Below are 20,614 nucleotides of genomic sequence, written 5' to 3'. Positions count from 1 at the left end.
CGCTGTTAAAATTTCAGGTGCATATCGCTGATCAGCCCGGCTTTCACCAGATCTGAATTTTCAAGCTCCAGTGTCTGGTGCCTGCCTCCGTTTTTCTCGAAAATCTCAATCAGCAGCTGCTTGTCATCGGCGATGGTAAACTGATCCAGCAGGAACACGTTCTGGTCTGCTGCATTTCCTGAAATCTCATCGAGTGTCTTATAGATGCGAAGCGGAACAAGAGTTATCTGCTGTGAGGCTGTGCGTCTGGCTGTTTTTTTATCGACAACCTTGAATGTCATAAAATCAATACTGAAAGGGACATTGGTCTGGTTGGCAAGCTGCGTATGGAAATAGTACAATCCGTTGTGGATATAGATTCCCTTCAGGCTGAACTGTACACCGAAACTCTCAGATCCTATATGTTTTACCCTGCGCTTGTTGTTTTTGTAAATCGTTTCCAGTATCAGCGAAGCGAGCGAGGGCGGGGTTTTACCGAGCTCTTCAAATAAAACACCCCTGCTGATGGCTTTATCTGCGGAGTTCTGCATTGTCTGCAGGTCGTAGCTCAGGGCAGCCGGGACGGAGCTGTACTGCACATTAAAACTGTAAAAACGGCCCTCATCGGTAATCACCGAAAAGTTGGTTTCCTGCTCGAAATCCTTCACTGATGCTTTGATGCGCAGCACGTTCTCCGCATCCTGGGCCTTTGAGGCAATCAGGCAGTCACTTCCAAGATCCACATATCTGATGGCCGACGGGAAAATAAGATGGGAAGTCTTGTCATAAGTAACCTGCATAGCGTAGGGTGGTACTGTTCCCAATTCGAGGCCTGCTTTTTCATTGTTCTGGGCTGGTGCAGCTGATGAAAAGAACAGCAGAAGGGCTGCTGGCCAAAATGTTTTTAAATGGTTTTTCATAATTGATTTTTTAGGATTGCTTTTATTTTTTGGAAACAAGAAAGACCTGATGTCCCGCTTTCAAGGTCACTTTTATAGTTCTAACTTTCTTGGAGAAATAGCCCGAGATGCCCTGAACAACACCGCGGCTCAAATCAGCAGCCATCTGCTGTCCTGCCGACTGGGTCATCATAAGGCTCGTGCCGGACTGCTGGCTCATATTGCCTGCCATTTCAGTCAGGGCACTTCTTTCGGCAGAATAGGGAACAGACACCCCTTGCTGGCCGTCCAAGTCATAAATGCTGATATCCACCGGAATTATAGAGCCGTCCAGTTCGATGGAAGTGATTTTCAACTGCAGACGTCCTGCCTGTATTTTGGCATTTGCCGTAACCATTGCACCGGCCGAGACGGTATGTCCCGATATTCGGGCGGGCTCCAATAAACGAAGGGAAACGCCTGCCTCGCCGATAATGGTCTGGGTCTGGTGTACGCAGGCCTTGACGCTGTTTTTCGGCTGAATCCATGAACCTGCGGAATTAAATTCGCGGTTTGCATTCCATCCTGCAAGAAAAGTGCTGTCTGAAGGCTGGCGGTAAAGTGCCGAAATCGTGCTTTTTTTTGCAGGAAACATTGCCGAAAAATTTTCCTTCTGCAGCTCCGCAATGGGCGCAGGAGTATTTTTGCCGGCAGGCTCTGCGGAATTGGATACTGATGGAAGGTATTTGGCGGCCATCTGGTAGGATTTTTCCATAAGCGCCAGCTGGTCATCAATAGTGGCGGGAGCAGGAACATCCTTTTGTGCAAGCTCCCCCTTGAGCTCCTCGAGCTGCCTGCGCAGTTCCTTTGTTTCTCCGTTATCTTCCTGATAGAAAGAACCCAGCGTGCTTTGGGCACTGCGGTAACTGTTCAGCGCCGGATTTTTGGGATCTTCCTCATTATCAGGCAAGTCTTCTTTCTTCCCAGCGCTGTCCTCATTCCAGTAATCGGATAATGCGGTCAGGGCATCATGCTTCTGCTGCTCTTTCTGCTCGAGCATTTCCTGCTCGTATGCTTTCTGCTTGTCTGCCTGCATCACCGATCGGCTTGCCTGGGGCACACTGTCGTTCAGCCCGATGTTCTCGACCTGTTTTTTGTCCGTCGTCGGTTTAAAGATCAAATACATGCAGCCGATGCATACTATTCCCATCAGGGTGAATATCAGCGGTTTTTTAAGGCGCTCGACAGTGGTCTTTTTTTCATCCGATAAATAGGATCCGCTTCTGTTTTCGGTCACATCAGTGAGAAGGCTGGCATTTTTTTTACTTTCTTTCATAACTTATTTTTTTAAAATTGGTTTGAGGGAGTCCTGCCGGTGCGCGGTACTTTCTTTCCCTGTCGGGTTTTCGATATGTTCTACAGCGATATTATTTTTCGCTTCTGCCGTATCATGGCATACATTGAAAATGACAACTGCGCTCAAAAGTGCGTACGCTGCAAAAAAGTACAGTACCACTTGATGCTGTCTCTTTACCGGCATTGCTTCCCAATGTTTGTCAATCCCTTTGAGCCACTGGTCTATATCTGCTCTTAATTTTTTCATATTTTAAGGATTATGGGTTATCAAATTCTCAAGCCTCTTTTTTTTGGTGCTGCCTCTTCTTTAGGGTTTTCCGATACCTGTGCAACAGCCTCCTTTAGTGTGGGGATCGAATTAGAAGTAAGGTTTGCCAGTTTAGATTCTTTCAATAACTGCCCGTAAGGGTCCGTTCTTTTTATATACATTTCTGTATGCTCCAAATCGAATTTTCCGTTCTCATACCTTACCGAAATATTGCACTGAACCTTTGGCTTTTCTTGGCCGTTCCATTGCAGGTAGGTAGATAAATTCAGATAACCTGCAGATAAGGGAGCATCACTTCCATTTTTCCAAAGCTCCAAAAATCTGCTTATGCTGTCTCTTAATTTGCCTGGGCAGCAGCCCTCTGTATGGAAATAGCCGTCATATCCCTTATCATTCAGGGTTTGTACAAATGTGTCCAGATCAAGTAAAAGTTTCATATTCCTTTTATTTTAGCGTTCAATGACTTCTATGTCCTTATTTTCCACCACGGAAAACTTTTCGATATTAAAGCCCTGCGGGTTATTGTCCGAGCGCACCGAGTTTACCAGAAGGCAGGATGTAACCAGACTGCGTCTTGTTACATTGCTTGAGCGTATGATAATCTGCCGGGCATAGCTTCTCACGGCGTAAGGGTACGTTTCGAAACTGCAGACCACGCTGTCCATCTCAATGCGCTGCTGTACATTGCCCGATATGATCCGGTTGTAATAGCCTTTCTCCAAAAGGTCTTTGTAATAATTAAAGGCGCTTTTATCCGCAAGGTTAAATGCCCTTTTCATATTGCTTTCAATGGCATTTTTGTCGGGTGCCAGGGTAAAGAACAGCTCGTGAAAACGCCGTACGTGTTCGCGTGCTTCCACAGGCCTGTTGATCGAGGCGTCCTGAGCGAGTGCCAGCATGAGCGATTTGCCATTGTCCAGCACATAAATTTTCTGGCGCTGCAGCTCGGCAAAACTGTATGATCTCCAAAGTGCGCAGCCGGTTACGGCTGCACAGAGCACGGCAAATACGATGGCGTAGAGCCTGATCTGCCGGAAGCTGTTTTCTATATTTCTTAGTGTTTTAAATTCCATTGTATTGATGTTTATTGGTTACTTATTTATCAGCCTGCCGGCAATGTTGCCTGCGGCCGAACCTGCTCCGGCGCCTGCTATATTTCCGGACTTCATAGCAGTCTGATGTATGTTGCGTGAAAAGTTCCCGCCGCTGCCAGCCTGTATGATCCAGCCCGTCACCGTCGGAATGGTAAAATAACCCACAATGCCGATGATCATAAAAATAATGTACACGGTGTTTGAGGTGTCTGGAATGAAGGCAGGATCGGCAAGCATTTCGATGTCCCTTTCAATGATCAGGGACTGAATTTTGGCCAGCATCGAGCTGAAAAGGTCAGCGACCGGAAGCCAGAGATAAACGCTGACATACCTTGTGATCCACTGGGTGAGGGTGGGCTGGAAGCCGTCCCATACCGATATGGAGAATGCAATAGGCCCGAGGATCGAGAGAACGATCAGAAAAAACGTCCGTATGGTATCGATAACCAGCGCTGCCGACTGAAACAGGATTTCGAGCAGGTTGCGAAACCATTCCTTTATTAATTTCTCTATCTGATAGGTCTGCCTGTCCATATACATCGAGGCCATAGTCCCGATGTCCGACGGCGACCAGCCAAGTTCGTCGAGTTTTTTGTCGAATTCCGCGTCCGATACCATATAGGCGGTCTCGGGATTGCGGATCATCGCTTCATGTTCCAGCAGGTCTTTTTTTGCCTGCAGATCGTTCAGGTCCAATACCTGATCTTCCAGAATGCTGTGTGTTCCCTGAACTATCGGGCTTAGTACAGCATTGATTGTGCCCAGCACAATGGTCGGGAAAAACATAATGCAGAGTCCCAATGCAAAAGGGCGCAGAAGCGGGTAGGCATCGATAGGCTCTGCCCGGCTGAGCGCCTGCCAGACTTTCAAGGCCACAAAAAACAGCGCCCCAAGCCCCGCCAGTCCTTTGGCAACAGCGGCCATATCAGCGGACAGCGGCAGCATCTCATCATACAGAGAGCGAAGGGCCTGGTGAAGATTATTGAATTCCATCTCTACCAGTATTTTTGATTTGGGGTGCCGTAAAGTTCAAGCACCCTTTTGGTGCTGTTCTGCTTTTTAGCGCGCAGTATACTGACAGAAATATTCTTATTGGTATAGTAGCGCACCAGGCTGTGATATTCCTTAACCTCTTTGTATACACGGTCAATAATATCCATACGCTCCTTATCGCTGAGTGACAGGCTCGAGGAGGTAACAATCTGCTTGAGCTCTTTAAGAAGCTCGGTACTCTCACCGAGCAGTGCAGAATATCCCTTGGCAATAGCGGTGAGTTCCCTTGCCGAAAAGTTAGGATCATTGAGCATCCTTCCGAAATTCTGTACATACATTTCCGATACGTCTCCCACCAGAAGTACCGTCTGCTGCACCTTGCGGGCATCTTTAACCAGATTGTTAATGGCCTGCAGCTTGTCGTAATATTCTTTGCCCTGCTTGTATACTTTTTCTACCTCTTTGAAATTTTTGACCACATTGCTCACTGTTGAGGAAGTCTGTATGATCTCGTTGGCGCTGTTTAGAATTCCTGAGGCAAGATTTGCCGGATCGGTAACAACAAACTGCGCTTTTGCTGATGGCGCAGCGGCAAGCGTAATTGCCGCAGCCATCACAAATAGTATTTTTTTCATTTTTGTTGATTTTTAAATTGTTATTGGTTATTGATTTTCTTGCTCTCGGCGTCTTATGGCAATCTGCTTGATGGCGAGCTCTACATTTCCGCCAAGTTCAGCGGCAAGCTGCATCACTTCCATTTTTTCGGTTTCTTCGGTTGTGTAGGCATAATACTCCTCCAGGCTTACTTCTGTGGCATAGACCGCCGAGTGCGTTCCTCCAAGTCCGATCCACACTTCCTTGTAATGACGCGATGCGTCGTTATTCATATTAATGGAAAGTATCTGCGCCTTTTCTTTGTCAGTTAGCCCCAGCATTGCCTGTATATCATCGAACTTGTTCATGTATTTGCGCTGATCGAGCAGGATCTTGCAGTCCGAGTTGTTGATTATACTTTCCTTGACAATAGGTGACTGGATGATATCATCTACTTCCTGAGTGACCACAATGGCCTCTCCAAAGAACTTCCGGACAGTCTTAAAAAGGTATTTGACATAATCAGCCATTCCTTCCTTGGCAATAGCTTTCCAGGCCTCTTCAATAAGGATTAGTTTTCGGATTCCTTTAAGCCTTCTCATCTTGTTGATGAACACTTCCATTATGATAATTGTCACAATGGGAAAGAGGACTTTATGATCCTTTATGGCATCAATTTCAAACACGATAAAACGTTTGGAAAGCAGGTCCAGCTGCTTGTCGGAATTCAGCAGGTAATCATACTCGCCGCCTTTGTAGTAAGGCTCCAGCACATTTAGGAAATTGGCAATGTCAAAGTCTTTTTCCCTGACCTTTTTTGCTTCTAGTATTTGGATGAAATCGTCCTTGACATAGCGGTAAAAACCATTAAAAGAAGGGAACGCATCAAGCTCTTTGATCCTTTCAATGTATCCGCTGACAGCATTGGAGAGTGCCACTTCCTCGGAACGCGTAGGAGGTTCGTCATCCCTTTTCCATAAAGTCAATACCAGTGTTTTTATGCTTTCTCTTTTTTCAATGTCAAATACGCCGTCATCGGTGTAAAAAGGATTAAAGGCAATGGGATTGTCTTCGGTGTAGGTAAAATATATCCCGTCTTCGCCTTTGGTCTTTGCCTTGATAAGCTCGCACAAACCCTGATAAGAGTTACCCGTATCCACCAGCAGTACATGCGCTCCTTGTTCATAATACTGCCTCACCATATGGTTGGTAAAGAAAGACTTGCCGCTTCCCGAGGGACCGAGTATGAACTTGTTGCGGTTGGTAATGATGCCTCGTTTTATAGGAAGATCCGAAATATCCAGATGAATGGGTTTACCCGTCAGCCTGTCCGCCATTTTAATACCGAATGGCGATGGCGAATCATGGTAATTGGTTTCTTGGGTCAAGAAACACAAAGCCGGTTCTATAAACGTGTAAAAGCTTTCCTCGCTTGGAAAATCTCCTGCATTTCCGGGCATGCCTGCCCAGTATAGTGTTGCTGTATCGGTAGTGTTATGCCTTGGCTTGCATTCCATAAGGGCCAGTGCGCTCCCGCAGTCGTTCTTCAGCTGCTTGAGCTCGGACGGGTCGTCCGACCATGCCATGATATTAAAGTGTGCCCTAATGGAAGACAGTCCAAAAGAATGCGCCTCATTCAGATAGCGTTCTATCCACTCTTTGTTGATCTGGTTGGCGCGGCTGTAGCGTGCCAGCGAGTGCATGTTTCGGGCGGATTTTTCAAACTTCTGCAGGTTCTCTTCACTGTTGTCCAAAAACAGGTACTGGTTGTAGATGTGGTTGCAGTTCAGCAGCAGTCCCACAGGCGCGGCAAATGAAAGTCGGCAGTCACTGCGGTCGGTGGACAGTTTTTCATGTCGCGTATCCGCTGATACTGATGATGGCAGATCATCAGTGTCGGAAAGGGTGTGCAGGCACAGCCTTTTGTTTCCGACCCGTACCTCCGTGCTGCCCAGCGCAATATCCTGCAGCGGAGTTCCTATTTCCCTTGACAGGGTCAGGTACTGTTCCAGCAGTCCCTGCCCGCCTTCTGATCCCACAATATCTTCCTCGCTCATGCGGCGGATTTTGACAAATCCGCAGTCGTTTATAATCCTCTCAAACTGCGTGACCGCTTCCATAAAACGGTGGACTGTTTCTTTATCCCTGATTTCTTTTGGTATCAGGACGCCTTTGCACAGTGAGGAGAAATTGCTCTGCATGCGCATGCGCTCTTTAGTGGTCTTAGTTAGAAACAGGTAACAATAATGGTTCAGGAACGGGCGCTCATTAAAGTGCCGCTGGTAGGATCTGGCCAGAAAACTCTGGTCATCCTTATCCATTTCAGGATCATAATTTTCCCTAATGTACCAGTCTTGTTTATGGATAACCGTAAAATCGGGCAGGGTCTTAATGGCCTTATGCCACGCGGAATGAATCGCGTCATACTCGGCAGAAGCCACTGTGAAGAGCTCCGGCAGCCGGACTTCAAAGCAGGCGGTAATGTCCGCATCCTTGGAAAGGATGCAGTTGTTCTCTACTGCCAGCAGGGGAAATCTTCTTTCCAGTGTTGTGGTTTTGGCTGTGTTTCTCATACGGTCTTGGATTTAGGAATTGACCTTAAGCAGCGTCGTACAGGCTTGCTGCAGATGATGTAGTGCGGATGTCTTTTTTTTGCTCCGATTTTCATAAGTCCGTGTTCTCCGTACTTTTTGTTCATCGAAAAGGTCTGCCAGACAATCAGCGAGGCGCCGCCTGAGCCGATAAAAAGACAGATGTAGGAACTGGCACTGGCCATGTATAAGATCATGACCAGAATAAGTATTCCCAGCAGCCCGCCTGCGAAAATGAAAAGGTACTGCGCTTTTAGTCCCCTGAACTCGACTGTTCTGCCGATGCCCTTGTTGATGCTGTAAGTATTCATAAGGCAGGATTAAAGGAAGAAGGAGCGAAGGATGGTAGCCGCGACAATAAGAAAGATGCAGGCACCAAACCAGCTCGCCGCGGTTTTTGAAGTATCGGGATCTCCGCTGCTGAATTTGTTGTACACTTTAACCCCTCCAATTAAACCCACTACAGCTCCAATGGAGTAGATAAGCTGTGTGGCAGGATCAAAATAGGAGGTAACCATCTGTGTGGCTTCTGTGATACCTGCCGTGCCATTTCCCTGTGCGGATAACTTTAAGGAAGACAGCAGCACAATTGCTGCCGGCAGGATTTTTTTTCTCTGTTTTTTCATAATTAATCACTTTAGATTGTTACTGTATTCCCGTACTATGCGGGCTCTGGCGACAAAAGTGTAATGAAAATCGAATTCCTGCGGTGAAGTGGCAGTCTGTGGAATTAGTTGGCTGTCAAAAGATTGATGAGTAATTTAAAGCATAAAAAAACGCCAAAACTAAACTGTTTCGACGTTTCGATTTTTATTTCAAAAGAAGTGGATAAGCTATATTTTTCGTCCCTATTTATTACTTGATGGTAGTGCAGGTAGTGCAGGCAGTTTTTCAGAGGCTTGGGTATTCTTTTCCTGTCTGTTCTTTTCTTTAAGATTCAGACTGATGCATACTGCGTTAAAATGGTAAAGGGGATTTTCATCCTTAGACGAAATCCCCAATATCAAAATCATTCAAATCAACTTTCCGCAGATAGGAAGAACCGGAATCCTTTTCAGAAGAAAGGCTCCCGTCCAGCAGCTGTGCTATCTTTCGGGAAGCGCTTTCTATGGAATTTTCAAGCAGTGTGAATAATTCGGTTCCCTGTATTTTTTGAACCAATGCAATAGCTGTCTCTTTTTGGGACTGCTCCAGTTTTTCTTTTTCCAGAAGCATCCCTACAGCGCTTAATTCCTCGAAGGTAACCCCTTGGGCAAAACCGTCATTACCTGCCAGCATTCCATAACCGTTCCATTCTTCTTCCTCCTGTTCCAGATCGGGCAGATCTCTGAAAACATCGTTCAGCTCTTCCTGCGGAATTTCTTTATCGAGATTTTCCTGGTCGATTTCAATATCAAAATTACTCATTTCCTGTTCCTGCCTTCTGCCTTGGCTCCCATTGGCGTTTTTTGTCATTTGAAGGCATCTTAACGTTTTAGGCTGTCCCATAAGATCGGGCAGGTTTGGATTAGTTTCTTTTGGCGTATGCTTGTCCTTTTTCATTATAGAAATAGTAATTTTGTCCTGCAGGAGCAGTGCTATTACAAGCAGCAGGCAAATAAAGATTAGAGTTTCCATAATTATAGTATAGGTTTGTATTTATCATTAAAACTAGTGATGATCTGTTCAGCGAACTCCTGAAAATGATATTCAAGAAGATTGTCCAGATAGGCGTAAATACTAATCTTGTCTTCTCCAATAATCTGCACTATCCGGGTGATTTTCTCATGAAAATCTGTCCGTATATAAACCGTCTTGCCGTCACGGGCATTGGTTTCGGATTTTTTAAAAAAAAGGTTTGCGTAACCCTGATCAGCTGGCTTCTTAATCCTTGTGCGCTCCTTCGTAATTGACTTTTCCTGTAATGGCTCTATTGCTTGTACTGGCTTTTCGTTCGGCACCTGGAGTCCTTCCATTTTTACCCCGTCTACCATCAGTTTCATCATCAGCTCTTCATTTATCTCAGGAATACTTTTTTTCTTATTGTCTTTTTCCATGATGCTATAATTGGATGATTCTTAAAAATTCAATCATAAATTGGTCCAGACGGCACGTGCTCATCAGCCGCTCATCGGGAGGCATCAGAGTGGAACGAAAAACGCTTCTGGAATCGGCTTCGCTCTCTTTGCGGAAACGGGTGCTGTTCATAATCTGGCTGTCCATAAGGCTTAGTCCGAGCTCAGAAATAAGTTTGGTATAGACCTCGTATAAAGGGGTGCGTTCACGGCCGTCTACCTGATTCCAAAACAGGTTAATGGTTTTAATCGAGGTTTCTCCTTTCTTCATTATAACATCCTTCATAAGCTGGGTAAAAATAAGTGTGCTTTCCATTACTACACGGTCTGCTGTTATGGGGGTAAAAATATGGTTCATACCCGCCAGGGCCTTTAATATGCCGGGAGTGTTTACAGTTCCCGGAAGATCAAAAAAGATATAATCAATCCGGTCCGACGACAATTCTATAAAGTCATACGCCGCCTGAAGCACGCCTTCGGCTTTATGCTGGAAGATTGGATAGGCTTTTTTGTTAATGGTGGTAAACTGTCTGAATGCAGCCTTTTTTAAAAAATCATTTTCCATAACCATAGATAAATCTCGGGTTTTCATTTTCATCAGGCTGTGCTGCGGAAAGTCGGCATCGAATACCGCCACATTGTAGCCCAATCTGTAATGCAGGTTACTGGCAGCAAGTGCCGTAAAAGTGCTTTTGCCGATACCTCCCTTTTGGGATGAAAAGGCAACAAATACTGGTTTGCGTTCTGTTTTCATTTTTAATGTATTTAGTTATTTGCTTATTAAGTCCGCACATTCATATGTATCTGAATGAATTTGTAACTGCGCAGCTCTGTAGAAAGCTAGATGGCCTTGCAGATAGTTAGTGATTTATGTAAATACTTACATATGCATATAAATTAATAGCTAGATGTGTAAATAAGCCTATATCAGTGAATGTATCTATATATCGGCTCAGATCTGTAAATATGAAACTATGGGTCTATCGACATAATAAAGGATGTCCCAACGTAATTACCTTACTGCATCTTTATGCGCGTACAAAGAAATGCAGACATATATGTACTTCTTTTTAGCTGGAACCAATTGGCGTTCATAGGCATTTTTAGGCACTATGCTTCTGTACAATGTTTTGAATAAGAGTATTTTACTTTGTAAAGGATTTTAATTGATACACCTATGCAAAAGGATCCTGAAATATCTAGCAATAAAGAGGACAGCTTCAGGCTGTCTTTCCTTCTATATTTAATGCGTCCCGAAGGGCGGATTTTTGTGTTCGCCAGAACACGGCAAGTTGTGTTTTGAGGCACTCTAAACCGAGTTAGTGCCTCAAAACAACTTGCCCTGCCGGGAGCTGGAAAAACCTTCCGAAGTCAGGTTTTATATAAAATTTAAAATAGATAAATGATGAAAGACAATAAAAACAATAAACGGAACAAAGGGGGGCGGCTGCCAAAAGACGATCCAAGCATTCACCGCCACGTATTTCGCCTGACGGACGCGGAAAATGCCAGACTATTGTCGCTTTTTGAAACATCGGGAATGCCCAATAAAGCAAAATTCATCATTTCACTGCTGTTCAGTAAGGATATGAAATCGGTTAAAATTGACAAAGGAACAGTTGATTTTTATATGCGGCTGACTTCGTTTCACAGCCAGTTTCGCTCAGTAGGAGTAAATTATAACCAGATTGTAAAGCTGCTGTACCGTCATTTTTCCGAGAAAAAAGCAGCAGCTTTTCTCTATAAGTTAGAAAAACAGACCACTGAAATGGCGGTGCTTTGCCAGAAAATAATTGATATAACTAACGAATTTGAAGCAAAATTTCTGAAAAAACAGTCTTAGAAATGATAGCAAAAATTGGAAGAAGCGGAAATTTATACGGGGCATTGGCATACAATCAGCTAAAAGTAAAGAATGAAAACGGACAGATTCTGTTTGGCAACAAGATGATTGAAACCGCGAGCGGTCATTATTCCGTTGCGCAATTAGTTCAATCTTTTGCCCCTTATCTGATAGCCAATCGCAATACCGAGAAACATACGGTGCATATTTCGATCAATCCTGACCCAAAAGATGTAGTAAGTGATGACAGGTACCGGGAAATAGCAGAAGAATATATGAGGGAAATGGGTTATGGCCAGCAGCCTTATGTGGTCTTCAAACATACAGATATTGACCGCAGCCATATCCATATAGTCTCTGTTTGCGTGGATGAAGAAGGCAAAAAGATTTCGGACAAATTCGAGAAAATGCGGTCTATGAATGTGTGCCGCGAACTGGAAAGGAAATACGGATTGATACAAGTGGCTGATAAAGAGTGCGGTAAGGATGAAAGGGTTTTTCGTCCGGTAGATTATCGAACAGGCGATGTAAAAAGCCAAATCGCTTCGGTTGCCCGCCACGTTCCAAATTATTACCATTACCAGACTTTGGGCGAATACAATGCCTTGCTTTCCCTGTTCAATGTTACTGCCGAAAAAGTGGAAGGCGAATTGCACGGGCAACTGCGACAGGGTTTACTGTATATTCCTTTAAATTCAAAAGGTGAAAGAGCCGGACACCCTTTTAAGTCTTCTCTGTTTGGAAAAAGTGCAGGGCCTTCAAATTTGGAACTGCATTATGCTAAAAGCAAAGAGGCTTTAAAACACCACCCGGCAAAGCCAGCTATTGCAGCTGCCGTTAACATTGCCCTAAAAGCAACTAGTGATGAGCAGGCTTTTAAAAAACTTTTAAGCGAACAAGGCATTAACGTAGTGACACGCAGAAATGGCACAGGACGTCTTTACGGAATCACCTTTATAGACCATAATTCTAAAACAGTGTGGAACGGTTCACGATTGGGGAAAGAGCTTTCTGCCAATACTTTTAATGATTACTTGAACAGCAGCATCAAATTGGAAACTAAAAAGCCTGTTGAACTGCAATCGAAAATATCCGCATCAAATGATGCAGAACTTCCTGCAGAGGAGCCCCATAATTTGTTCGACTTTCTGAATACCGCTGAAAAATACGAAGACGGTTTGATTGAAGCTTTTGGCGGCTTATTACTGGAAGCCCAAGGAGAAGATTACCGCGAACAGGATTTTGTAAATAAGATCAGAAAGAAAAGAAAAAAGAGGTCAGGCCGGTAACGATAAAATCAAAGCTATCCGTAAAGTTGACGGCTTTATAGGATAGCTTAGTTAAAAAGGCTAGAGTAAATTCCAGTTTTGAGCCACAAAATTATTTAGTTGATCTCTCATTACAATGTTGCTGGCTTGAGAGAGCCTAATTATTCTCTCAACCTTTTGAAAGCTTGCTTTTGTTTTTGGAACCTGATAATTCTTTACAAAAGCATCACAAAAATAGACAACTTCATAACGTTCTTTTTTATTTACACGTTCCCTATCACGAATAGCCGTGTAATTCGGATTGTCACCATTGGTGGTCGTGTTTACATAATCACGGTTGACTAAGTCATTTTCATCAAATCCTACCATAATATATAAATTTAAAATTTCCTAAAATTAAGAGCTTTTAAAAAGCGTTGATTATGGTTTTCCGTAAGATTGTAATTTTAATTTAAGAAATGAGCCAAGAACTGCCGCTAGCCGCCATTTTTAGCCAATCCCATAAAAGTAACTCTTATCGCATTTAAATTCATGAACAACATTAAATGTTTTGAAATGCAGGGAGAGGATGATATAAGAGGACTTGCCAAAATAATGGCTTTTATGCGGACAGTAAGTATCCTATTGATGCTGATGCACCTTTATTGGTTTTGCTACGGCTACTTTTTAGATCGGAGCTGGACTTTAGATTTAGTCAACAAAATATTAGGCAATTTTCAGCGTACCGCGGGATTGTTTTCGCATACTTTATATACCAAAGTTTTTGCTTTGGTATTATTGGCATTAAGCTGCTTGGGGTCAAAGGGAGTTAAAGACCAGAAGATAACCTGGACCAAAATTAATACTGCTTTGGCGATTGGTTTTGTTCTGTTTTTTCTGAACACACCTTTATTAAAGTTATCAATAATTATAGCCAGCATCCTCTATATCCTTACTACGGCTTTAGGATATATCGCTTTAATGGTAGCCGGAGTTTGGATGAACCGCCTGCTTCGTAACAATCTCATGGAAGATGTTTTCAACTGTGAGAATGAAAGTTTTATGCAGGAAACCAAACTCATGAAAAATGAATTTTCTGTCAATCTTCCGACCAGATTTTATTATAAAAACAAATGGAATAAGGGCTGGATAAATATAGTTAATCCATTTAGGGCAACAATTGTCTTGGGAACTCCTGGATCAGGTAAATCGTACGCTATAGTGAACAACTATATCAAGCAGCAGATTGAAAAAGGTTTTTCAATGTATATCTATGACTTTAAGTTTGATGACCTTTCCACAATAGCATACAATCATTTATTGAAACATTATAATAAGTACAAAGTCAAACCTAAATTCTATGTAATCAACTTTGATGACCCAAGGAAAAGTCATCGCTGCAATCCCCTTAATCCTGATTTTATGACTGATATTTCAGATGCCTACGAGGCAGCTTATACCATAATGCTGAACCTGAACAGGAGCTGGATACAGAAACAGGGAGATTTTTTTGTAGAAAGCCCTATTATACTTTTGGCAGCTATCATTTGGTTTCTTAAAATCTATGAAAATGGAAAGCATTGTACGTTTCCTCATGCCATTGAATTGCTTAATAAAAAGTACGCGGACGTATTTACTATCCTTACCTCATATCCAGAGCTGGAGAATTATTTATCACCTTTTATGGATGCATGGCAGGGCGGCGCGCAGGACCAACTGCAGGGGCAGATTGCATCAGCTAAAATACCATTATCACGCATGATCTCTCCAAATCTATACTGGGTTATGACCGGAGATGATTTTTCACTAGATATCAATAATCCCATAGAGCCAAAGATATTATGCGTAGGAAATAATCCTGACCGCCAGAATATTTATTCTGCAGCTTTAGGCTTATATAATTCTCGTATCGTTAAACTTATAAATAAAAAAGGGAAATTAAAGAGTTCGGTTATTATAGATGAGCTGCCAACCATTTACTTCCGCGGTCTGGATAATCTTATTGCGACTGCCCGCAGCAATAAAGTCGCGGTCTGCTTGGGATTTCAGGATTTCTCCCAATTGAACCGCGATTACGGGGACAAGGAAAGTAAAGTTATACAAAATACGGTGGGCAATATCTTCAGTGGTCAAGTTGTAGGTGAAACCGCTAAGAGCCTTTCCGAACGTTTCGGGAAAGTACTTCAGAAAAGACAAAGCATCAGCATCAATCGAAATGATACGTCCAGCTCAATATCTACTCAATTAGACAGTCTGATACCTGCATCCAAAATTTCTACATTAACGCAAGGGGTCTTTGTCGGCGCTGTTTCGGATAATTTTGATGAGCGTATCGAGCAGAAAATTTTCCATGCTGAAATTGTAGTGGATAATGCAAGGATTGCAGCTGAATCCAAAGCCTATCAAAAGATACCACAGATCTTATCCTTTATTGATAAAAATGGGGACGATAACATGAAAAGAGAGATTGATGCCAATTATAAACAGATTAAACGAGATATACTTATGATTACTGAAATGGAACTGGATCGCATTAACAGCGACCCAGATCTGCAGCATTTAGTGCAAAAGGAGCCAAAAAAATGACCATCAATAATTGGATGGCCATTCCTGCTTATAAGGTTAATCTCTGCAAAAACATTATACACTTTTACTTTTACCGAATTCAAAAAAACTTCCTGCTTGTTCGTTTAATACGATGCAGGCATTAAATTTCTTTCCTGATTTGCTTTTCATACCCCTAATTAACGAGGTTTTACCTTTATTGACAAGATTTTCAATTTCAGATAAGCTTAAATGCACACCACAGATTTTCCTGTACTGCAGCCAGCTGCAAACTTTATCTTCGCATTTGATAATTTTATCACTGATAATAAGATGCTGGGTTTTGCACTTAGGGCATATGAGCTGAGGAAGACTTGCTTTTTCAATAGAAATTTGTAATAATTCAGCAGTAATGGAAGCTGTATAGGTTTTGATATCTTTTTTAAAGGCTAGATCATCTGTTTGGCTGTTTTCAATTTTAGCTAAGACAGCTTCCCACTGAGCAGTCATGCCTACATCTGCAATTTTTTTGTCTTTAACAAGTTCATACACTTTAAGCCCTTTTGGAGTAGGTATCAGTGATTTCCCTTCTCTATCAATGTAATGACGGGAAAAAAGTGTTTCGATAATTCCAGATCTTGTTGCAGGGGTGCCGATGCCTATATTCTGTAATGTCTTGCACTGGTCGTGGTTTTCTAATTCCTTTCCGGCAGTTTCCATTGCAGATAAAAGTCCCGCTTCAGTGTAAAGAACTGGAGGATTTGTTTCCTTTTCCAGAATCTGCGCACTTTTTATTTTAAGTTCATCACCCATTTTCAATTCTGGGAGTTCCTGTTGGGGATCATCATCAAAAAAACTGCCCCTAATGGCACGCCAGCCTGATTCTATTATTCTGCTTCCTTTAAGGTTAAAATCATAATGCAGAGCCTGTAATGTAATATTAGTCACCTCCTTGACGCATGGTTGCGAAACTGCTTCCATCAGCCTAAAAGCAATCATATTATAAAGTGCATTCTCCTTAGCGGGAAGGGCAGAGGGGACCTTTTCGGTAATCAGCAGGCCATGATGATCGGTAACACGCAAATCGTTAACGATACGTTTATTGAAATGTGTCCATTTAAGGTTTGCCACCGAGTGCTTAAATAAGTCACAGCCCTGTAAAATTCTGATTAGTCTGGGAATTTCGGCCCACATATCTTCAGGAATAAATTTGCTTCCGGTGCGCGGATACGTAATAAATTTCTTTTCGTAGAGGCTTTGTGCAATAGTAAGTGTTTCCTCAGCAGAAAGATTCAGTTTTGTGTTGGCTTCCTTTTGCAGGCCGGTCAAATCAAATAGTAGTGGAGGCTGTTCAGCTGTGTTTTTTGTTTCTGCGGAAGTGACAATAGCAGTATTTCCATTCCGTATAATTAATTTTAAAACATTGTCTGCCGTTTTTTTATCTTCCCATTTGTTTTGAGACAGGCTTTTAAAGTCACTGAATTCTTTTGAATGCAATAATTCCAGCTGCCAGTACTGTTTCTTTGAAAAACTTTTATTTTCCAGATAACGCCTGCAGATCAAACCAAGGGTAGGAGTCTGTACCCTTCCGAGCGAATAAATTCCATCACCTGCCGCAATACTTAATGCCTGTGAAGTATTAATGCCTAACAGCCAGTCAGCGTGGCTTCTGCTTTGCGCCGATTTATACATCCCGTCAAAATCACTGCCGGGTTTTAGATTGTCAAATCCCTGCTTAATAGCTTTTTCTGTAAGTGAACTGATCCACAAACGCTCAAAGGGCTTACTGCATTTAAGAAACTCGTAGATATTTCGAAAAATTAATTCGCCCTCACGTCCGGCGTCAGTTGCGGCAATTATCTTTTCGCTTCGTTCAATGAGGTGCTTTATTACTTTTAACTGCTTTTGCGCACCGGCATCGACCCTATAGCCCCTGTCATTTTTTATTTTACGTATAGTCAATAAAAAAAGGTTTGGGATTATAGGCAGTGCGGATTTCTGAAATCCGCAAAATCCATAATCTTGCGGCATGCCCAGCTCCACTAAATGTCCGAATGCCCATGTAACAAAATAGCCGTTACCTGTCAGGTAGCCATCCTTTTTTTCTGTGGCTCTCAGCAGTACGGCTATTTCCCTTGCTACACTAGGCTTTTCTGCAATAATTGTTATCATATATTACATTTTACGCCCTTTTGATTTTGCAGGTGCATTTGATTCTTCGTGATGTTCCTGTTGTTTTTTGTCATCAGGATTTGTCTGCCCTGATTTTAGAGGCTCCTTTATGTTCTTTGTAGCTTCATTAGTTTTGCCTTCGGAATTCACGGCAGTCTGAGTTTTGTGCGCTTGAGCAGGTTTTATCTGTTCTTTAGCTTTATCTGGATTTTGGAATGAAAAATCTGTTTTATTGGTTTCCTTATTGTAGGTGATATATCCATTGTATTCTTTCCCCTTTTTATCGACTAAGCCGCTAATATAAACCGTCTGACCATCTTTGAGCTTTTGATACTGCTCATTATCGAGTTCTTTATCTCTAAAGTTTTTCGGTGCTCCCTGTGTTTGGTTATGCTGATTGCCTTGTGTCTGTTTGTTAGGATCATTTCTGTCAAAGATAAATTCAACAAAACGTTTATCGGCATTAAATTGCACAGATGCATCGAAAGCGGTGCCTTTCTTGGAAACCATACCTTCTAATGTAAGGGGTTTCCCTTCTAGCAATGTTTGCTTTTGCTCTTCATTCAGCTTTATTCCTTTAATTTCATCAGGAATTTTAATGAAATCCGTGCGGAGTGCCACCACTTCATTAGTTAGTCTGTCTATACTGATAATGGAGGGCACGATCTCATTGCTTTTCGGATTGGTCAGATTCACTACACGTCCCATATTGCCTGTCTGCAGCAGATTCTCTTTATCTTCCTTGCTGAACTCGTGACCGAAAAAAGGATAATTCAGATTAGGACCTTTTCGGATGCCGTGAATAGCCAATACGACCTGTCCTTCGTCGTTTTGTTTGAGCGATAAACGGGCATCCATTCTGGTAACGGCAGTACCAAGATTAAGGCTGACCGGCACAAGCTCATTTGTTTTATATCCCTTGAGCATTGGATCAAGAAGGCTCATTTTTTCAAGTTTTTCTTTGCTTAAACCCAGATGGTTTAATGTTTCCCAATCGATCTGTTCCGGTTTGTATTTGTATTCACTTGTTTCCGGATTTGTCTGTGCTGTTTCCATATTAATTTTATTTTTTTGTTTATACTCTGTAACTTCATGCTTTTTCATTAATTGTTCACCTTCCGGTGTGGGATGATCTATCTGTTTCTGCATTTCTTTTGAAGTATCAACAGCCAGCAGAGCAGGTATTTTGAAGAACGAAAAATTAGTGGGGTTCTTCAGCTGGCTGAAAAAATTAGAAAAGAAATTTGAAAACACATCTCCGTGCTTGTCCACCCGCATAAATTGATTTTCATTTTTACGGGTGGGTTCAACGGTTTCCAGATTGCCATTTTGGTCAATGCCTTTTACCGCCATGATTTTCTTTTTCTCTTTATCGAATACCAGCAGTATGTCTGATAACTCTTCAAGAGTATTTAGTACATCTTTAATTTGTTCGCTCATAATTTTAGATTTTAAATTCATTTACGAAATTAAATGGTGGGAAAGCGCTAATTAAAAGCTGGAATCCAAAGGCATTATTTTTCACTCCTTGGCGCATGTTTTTGGCATGCAGACTTTAATACTTTCTCTGATGAACTGGTGTACATCGGATAGTTTATAATATATTTTCCCGCTAATGGTATAATAGGGCAGCCTGCCGATTGATCGGTAACGCTGAAGTGACCTCCCGCTTATTTTGAGCATCTGCAATATGTCCTGATTGTCCAATAGCTCTTCACCGTCAACACTCCCACGCTTTTTTTCCAATTCACTGATATGTGAGCTCAAAAGGTCGAAACGTTCTATGATCCGTTCCATCCAGGAAATGAATTCCATTCTGTCTATATTCATGGCCGTTTGTTTTACATTACTGATGCAAAGTTGCTAATGGCAAAAGTTTTTCATTGCCAATTTCAGCCAATGTAAAATGCAGTTTTGTGAAAGTTTTAACTGTTATAAGAAGTGTATAAAATGCTGATTTATTTGGACTTGTAAACAGATGGAGCTTGTTAATAACCATAGTTCGGCTGGTTGCCAATTGGGTCTCATTGGCAGCAGAATTGAAGTTGAAAAGTCTCTAAAGCTCTTTTTCCATGTGCTGTTTAAGCGATAATTTCAGCTGATCCAAAAAAATGCTTTTGCTTTCAGTCCTGTCTTTCATCCTATGGAAGGCATGATGCACATCGCCGAGCTGGATCCTAAACAGGAGCTGGAAAACCATGCTTATTTTGCGAATGCCGGCTTTTCCATGAGAAATACTTCCTGATGCATGAAGTGCATAAATTAATTCGATCAGGGCATTTTTTGAATCTGTCCAGAAAAAGTCTCTGTTTGCTGTATTTCCGTCTGAAAAGATGGCGGTCTGCTGGGGGTCAGGTTCAATTTTAGAAACAAGGTAGCGGTATAGCAGTTCGTTGGCAATTATACGCGCTACCTTATAATCATAATAGGTGGAAAACTGCGTGTCAATTTCAAAAACGAAACTGTTGACTCCCTCATGAAGGTCTATTTTTCCCCGGCAAAAAAAATGGTGGTCCCATTCGGTTCTTCCCGTGCGGTAGTAGCGATAAAAATCAGTGTTATAAAAGTGCTCTTTATATTCCTGCTTAAGGAGATTGAGTTCATTGGAAAAATATTTATGATGCATTTTTCCCGTTACAACCGGGCAGGATGCTTCAATTCGAAAAACTTTATTGTAAAATATCAGTTTTCCCAGTATCTGGGGTTTGATATTTTTAAAAAAATTAATCTCTTCATTTTCATCGGAGAAACCTTTTTCTAAAACATTTGTTTTGACCGTACAAAGCAGGTTTCTGAGTACGGTAGTCATATGGTAGGATTTTTCAATTATATGTTCAGGATCTAAGCTGAATTCCTGTTCTGCTTTTCGAATAACCTGAAGTGCGTTCTCACATGTAGATCTTATCATGGCAACAGAATTTAGATTTATTTGAACAAGGAAAAGTTAGGGCATTCCTGCCCAGATGGATTATGACGTTACTTTTCGTTGGAAATTAAAATG

At 42.2% G+C, this 20,614-nt stretch carries 21 protein-coding genes; 3 read left to right on the top strand and 18 right to left on the bottom strand.

The features are described from left to right. Window positions 1-5 precede the first annotated feature (5 nt). The 13 genes from traN to BHE19_RS20235 all read right to left on the bottom strand — a co-directional run bounded on the left by traN (window position 6) and on the right by BHE19_RS20235 (window position 10,561). Window positions 6-899, bottom strand: a complete 894-nt coding sequence (traN, locus tag BHE19_RS20295; RefSeq protein WP_070908665.1) for a conjugative transposon protein TraN — start codon at window positions 897-899, stop codon at window positions 6-8. Between the two features lie 22 nt (window positions 900-921). After that, window positions 922-2,193, bottom strand: a complete 1,272-nt coding sequence (gene traM / locus BHE19_RS20290) for a conjugative transposon protein TraM (protein ID WP_070908617.1) — start codon at window positions 2,191-2,193, stop codon at window positions 922-924. A gap of 3 nt (window positions 2,194-2,196) precedes the next feature. Next, a complete protein-coding gene (locus BHE19_RS20285) occupies window positions 2,197-2,460 on the bottom strand; it encodes a hypothetical protein (protein WP_070908616.1) in 264 nt (87 codons plus the stop codon). A gap of 20 nt (window positions 2,461-2,480) precedes the next feature. After that, window positions 2,481-2,918: a hypothetical protein gene (locus BHE19_RS20280; RefSeq protein ID WP_070908615.1), complete on the bottom strand. Its 438-nt coding sequence runs from the start codon at window positions 2,916-2,918 to the stop codon at window positions 2,481-2,483. A 12-nt stretch (window positions 2,919-2,930) separates the two neighbouring features. Continuing rightward, window positions 2,931-3,554, bottom strand: coding sequence for a conjugative transposon protein TraK (gene traK / locus BHE19_RS20275; protein ID WP_070908614.1), 624 nt, complete (start codon window positions 3,552-3,554; stop codon window positions 2,931-2,933). Between the two features lie 18 nt (window positions 3,555-3,572). Continuing rightward, window positions 3,573-4,568, bottom strand: a complete 996-nt coding sequence (gene traJ / locus BHE19_RS20270; protein ID WP_070908613.1) for a conjugative transposon protein TraJ — start codon at window positions 4,566-4,568, stop codon at window positions 3,573-3,575. A gap of 2 nt (window positions 4,569-4,570) precedes the next feature. Next, on the bottom strand, window positions 4,571-5,203 hold the full coding sequence (locus tag BHE19_RS20265; protein WP_070908612.1) for a DUF4141 domain-containing protein: 633 nt from the start codon (window positions 5,201-5,203) through the stop codon (window positions 4,571-4,573). A gap of 27 nt (window positions 5,204-5,230) precedes the next feature. After that, on the bottom strand, window positions 5,231-7,735 hold the full coding sequence (locus BHE19_RS20260; RefSeq protein ID WP_070908611.1) for a TraG family conjugative transposon ATPase: 2,505 nt from the start codon (window positions 7,733-7,735) through the stop codon (window positions 5,231-5,233). Then, window positions 7,732-8,064 carry a DUF4133 domain-containing protein gene (locus tag BHE19_RS20255; protein WP_070908610.1) on the bottom strand — a complete coding sequence of 111 codons (333 nt, stop codon included), beginning with the start codon at window positions 8,062-8,064 and terminating at the stop codon, window positions 7,732-7,734. Before BHE19_RS20255 ends, BHE19_RS20260 begins: the two co-directional genes overlap by 4 nt. Before the next feature lie 9 nt (window positions 8,065-8,073). After that, window positions 8,074-8,379 (bottom strand): DUF4134 domain-containing protein, encoded by a 306-nt coding sequence (locus BHE19_RS20250; RefSeq protein WP_070908609.1) that lies wholly within the window; start codon window positions 8,377-8,379, stop codon window positions 8,074-8,076. A 358-nt stretch (window positions 8,380-8,737) separates the two neighbouring features. Continuing rightward, entirely contained in the window at window positions 8,738-9,370 is a 633-nt protein-coding gene (locus BHE19_RS20245) for a conjugal transfer protein TraD (RefSeq protein WP_070908608.1), read from the bottom strand. A gap of 2 nt (window positions 9,371-9,372) precedes the next feature. Further along, window positions 9,373-9,789, bottom strand: coding sequence for a DUF3408 domain-containing protein (locus tag BHE19_RS20240; RefSeq protein WP_070908607.1), 417 nt, complete (start codon window positions 9,787-9,789; stop codon window positions 9,373-9,375). A 4-nt stretch (window positions 9,790-9,793) separates the two neighbouring features. Next, on the bottom strand, window positions 9,794-10,561 hold the full coding sequence (locus BHE19_RS20235; RefSeq protein ID WP_070908606.1) for a ParA family protein: 768 nt from the start codon (window positions 10,559-10,561) through the stop codon (window positions 9,794-9,796). Between the two features lie 651 nt (window positions 10,562-11,212). Here BHE19_RS20235 and mobA point away from each other — a divergent pair. Both mobA and mobB read left to right on the top strand, forming a co-directional pair. Next, on the top strand, window positions 11,213-11,650 hold the full coding sequence (gene mobA / locus BHE19_RS20230; protein WP_070908664.1) for a conjugal transfer protein MobA: 438 nt from the start codon (window positions 11,213-11,215) through the stop codon (window positions 11,648-11,650). Between the two features lie 2 nt (window positions 11,651-11,652). Next, window positions 11,653-12,939 (top strand): conjugal transfer protein MobB, encoded by a 1,287-nt coding sequence (gene mobB / locus BHE19_RS20225; RefSeq protein WP_070908605.1) that lies wholly within the window; start codon window positions 11,653-11,655, stop codon window positions 12,937-12,939. 60 nt (window positions 12,940-12,999) lie between these two features. Here the strand turns inward: mobB and BHE19_RS20220 are convergent, their stop codons facing one another. Next, window positions 13,000-13,287 carry a hypothetical protein gene (locus tag BHE19_RS20220; protein WP_070908604.1) on the bottom strand — a complete coding sequence of 96 codons (288 nt, stop codon included), beginning with the start codon at window positions 13,285-13,287 and terminating at the stop codon, window positions 13,000-13,002. A 186-nt stretch (window positions 13,288-13,473) separates the two neighbouring features. On the opposite strand from BHE19_RS20220, the gene mobC reads away from it, so the two are divergent. Next, the gene (gene mobC, locus BHE19_RS20215) at window positions 13,474-15,483 is read left to right on the top strand and encodes a conjugal transfer protein MobC (RefSeq protein WP_070908663.1); all 2,010 of its coding nucleotides are present in this window, start codon (window positions 13,474-13,476) and stop codon (window positions 15,481-15,483) included. A gap of 54 nt (window positions 15,484-15,537) precedes the next feature. Here the strand turns inward: mobC and BHE19_RS20210 are convergent, their stop codons facing one another. From BHE19_RS20210 to BHE19_RS20195, 4 genes are all read right to left on the bottom strand, one after another. Continuing rightward, a complete protein-coding gene (locus tag BHE19_RS20210) occupies window positions 15,538-17,613 on the bottom strand; it encodes a type IA DNA topoisomerase (protein ID WP_070908603.1) in 2,076 nt (691 codons plus the stop codon). A gap of 3 nt (window positions 17,614-17,616) precedes the next feature. Then, window positions 17,617-19,053: a DUF3945 domain-containing protein gene (locus tag BHE19_RS20205; RefSeq protein WP_070908662.1), complete on the bottom strand. Its 1,437-nt coding sequence runs from the start codon at window positions 19,051-19,053 to the stop codon at window positions 17,617-17,619. A gap of 81 nt (window positions 19,054-19,134) precedes the next feature. Further along, a complete protein-coding gene (locus BHE19_RS20200) occupies window positions 19,135-19,443 on the bottom strand; it encodes a helix-turn-helix domain-containing protein (protein WP_070908602.1) in 309 nt (102 codons plus the stop codon). 226 nt (window positions 19,444-19,669) lie between these two features. Beyond that, window positions 19,670-20,521 carry an RteC domain-containing protein gene (locus BHE19_RS20195; protein ID WP_070908601.1) on the bottom strand — a complete coding sequence of 284 codons (852 nt, stop codon included), beginning with the start codon at window positions 20,519-20,521 and terminating at the stop codon, window positions 19,670-19,672. Window positions 20,522-20,614 lie beyond the last annotated feature (93 nt).

The sequence above is a fragment of the Flavobacterium tructae genome (assembly GCF_001853485.1).
GTDB classification, from domain to species: domain Bacteria; phylum Bacteroidota; class Bacteroidia; order Flavobacteriales; family Flavobacteriaceae; genus Flavobacterium; species Flavobacterium tructae.
Note: the sequence above shows the minus strand (reverse complement) of the source record. Positions and strands in the feature narration are given on the sequence as shown.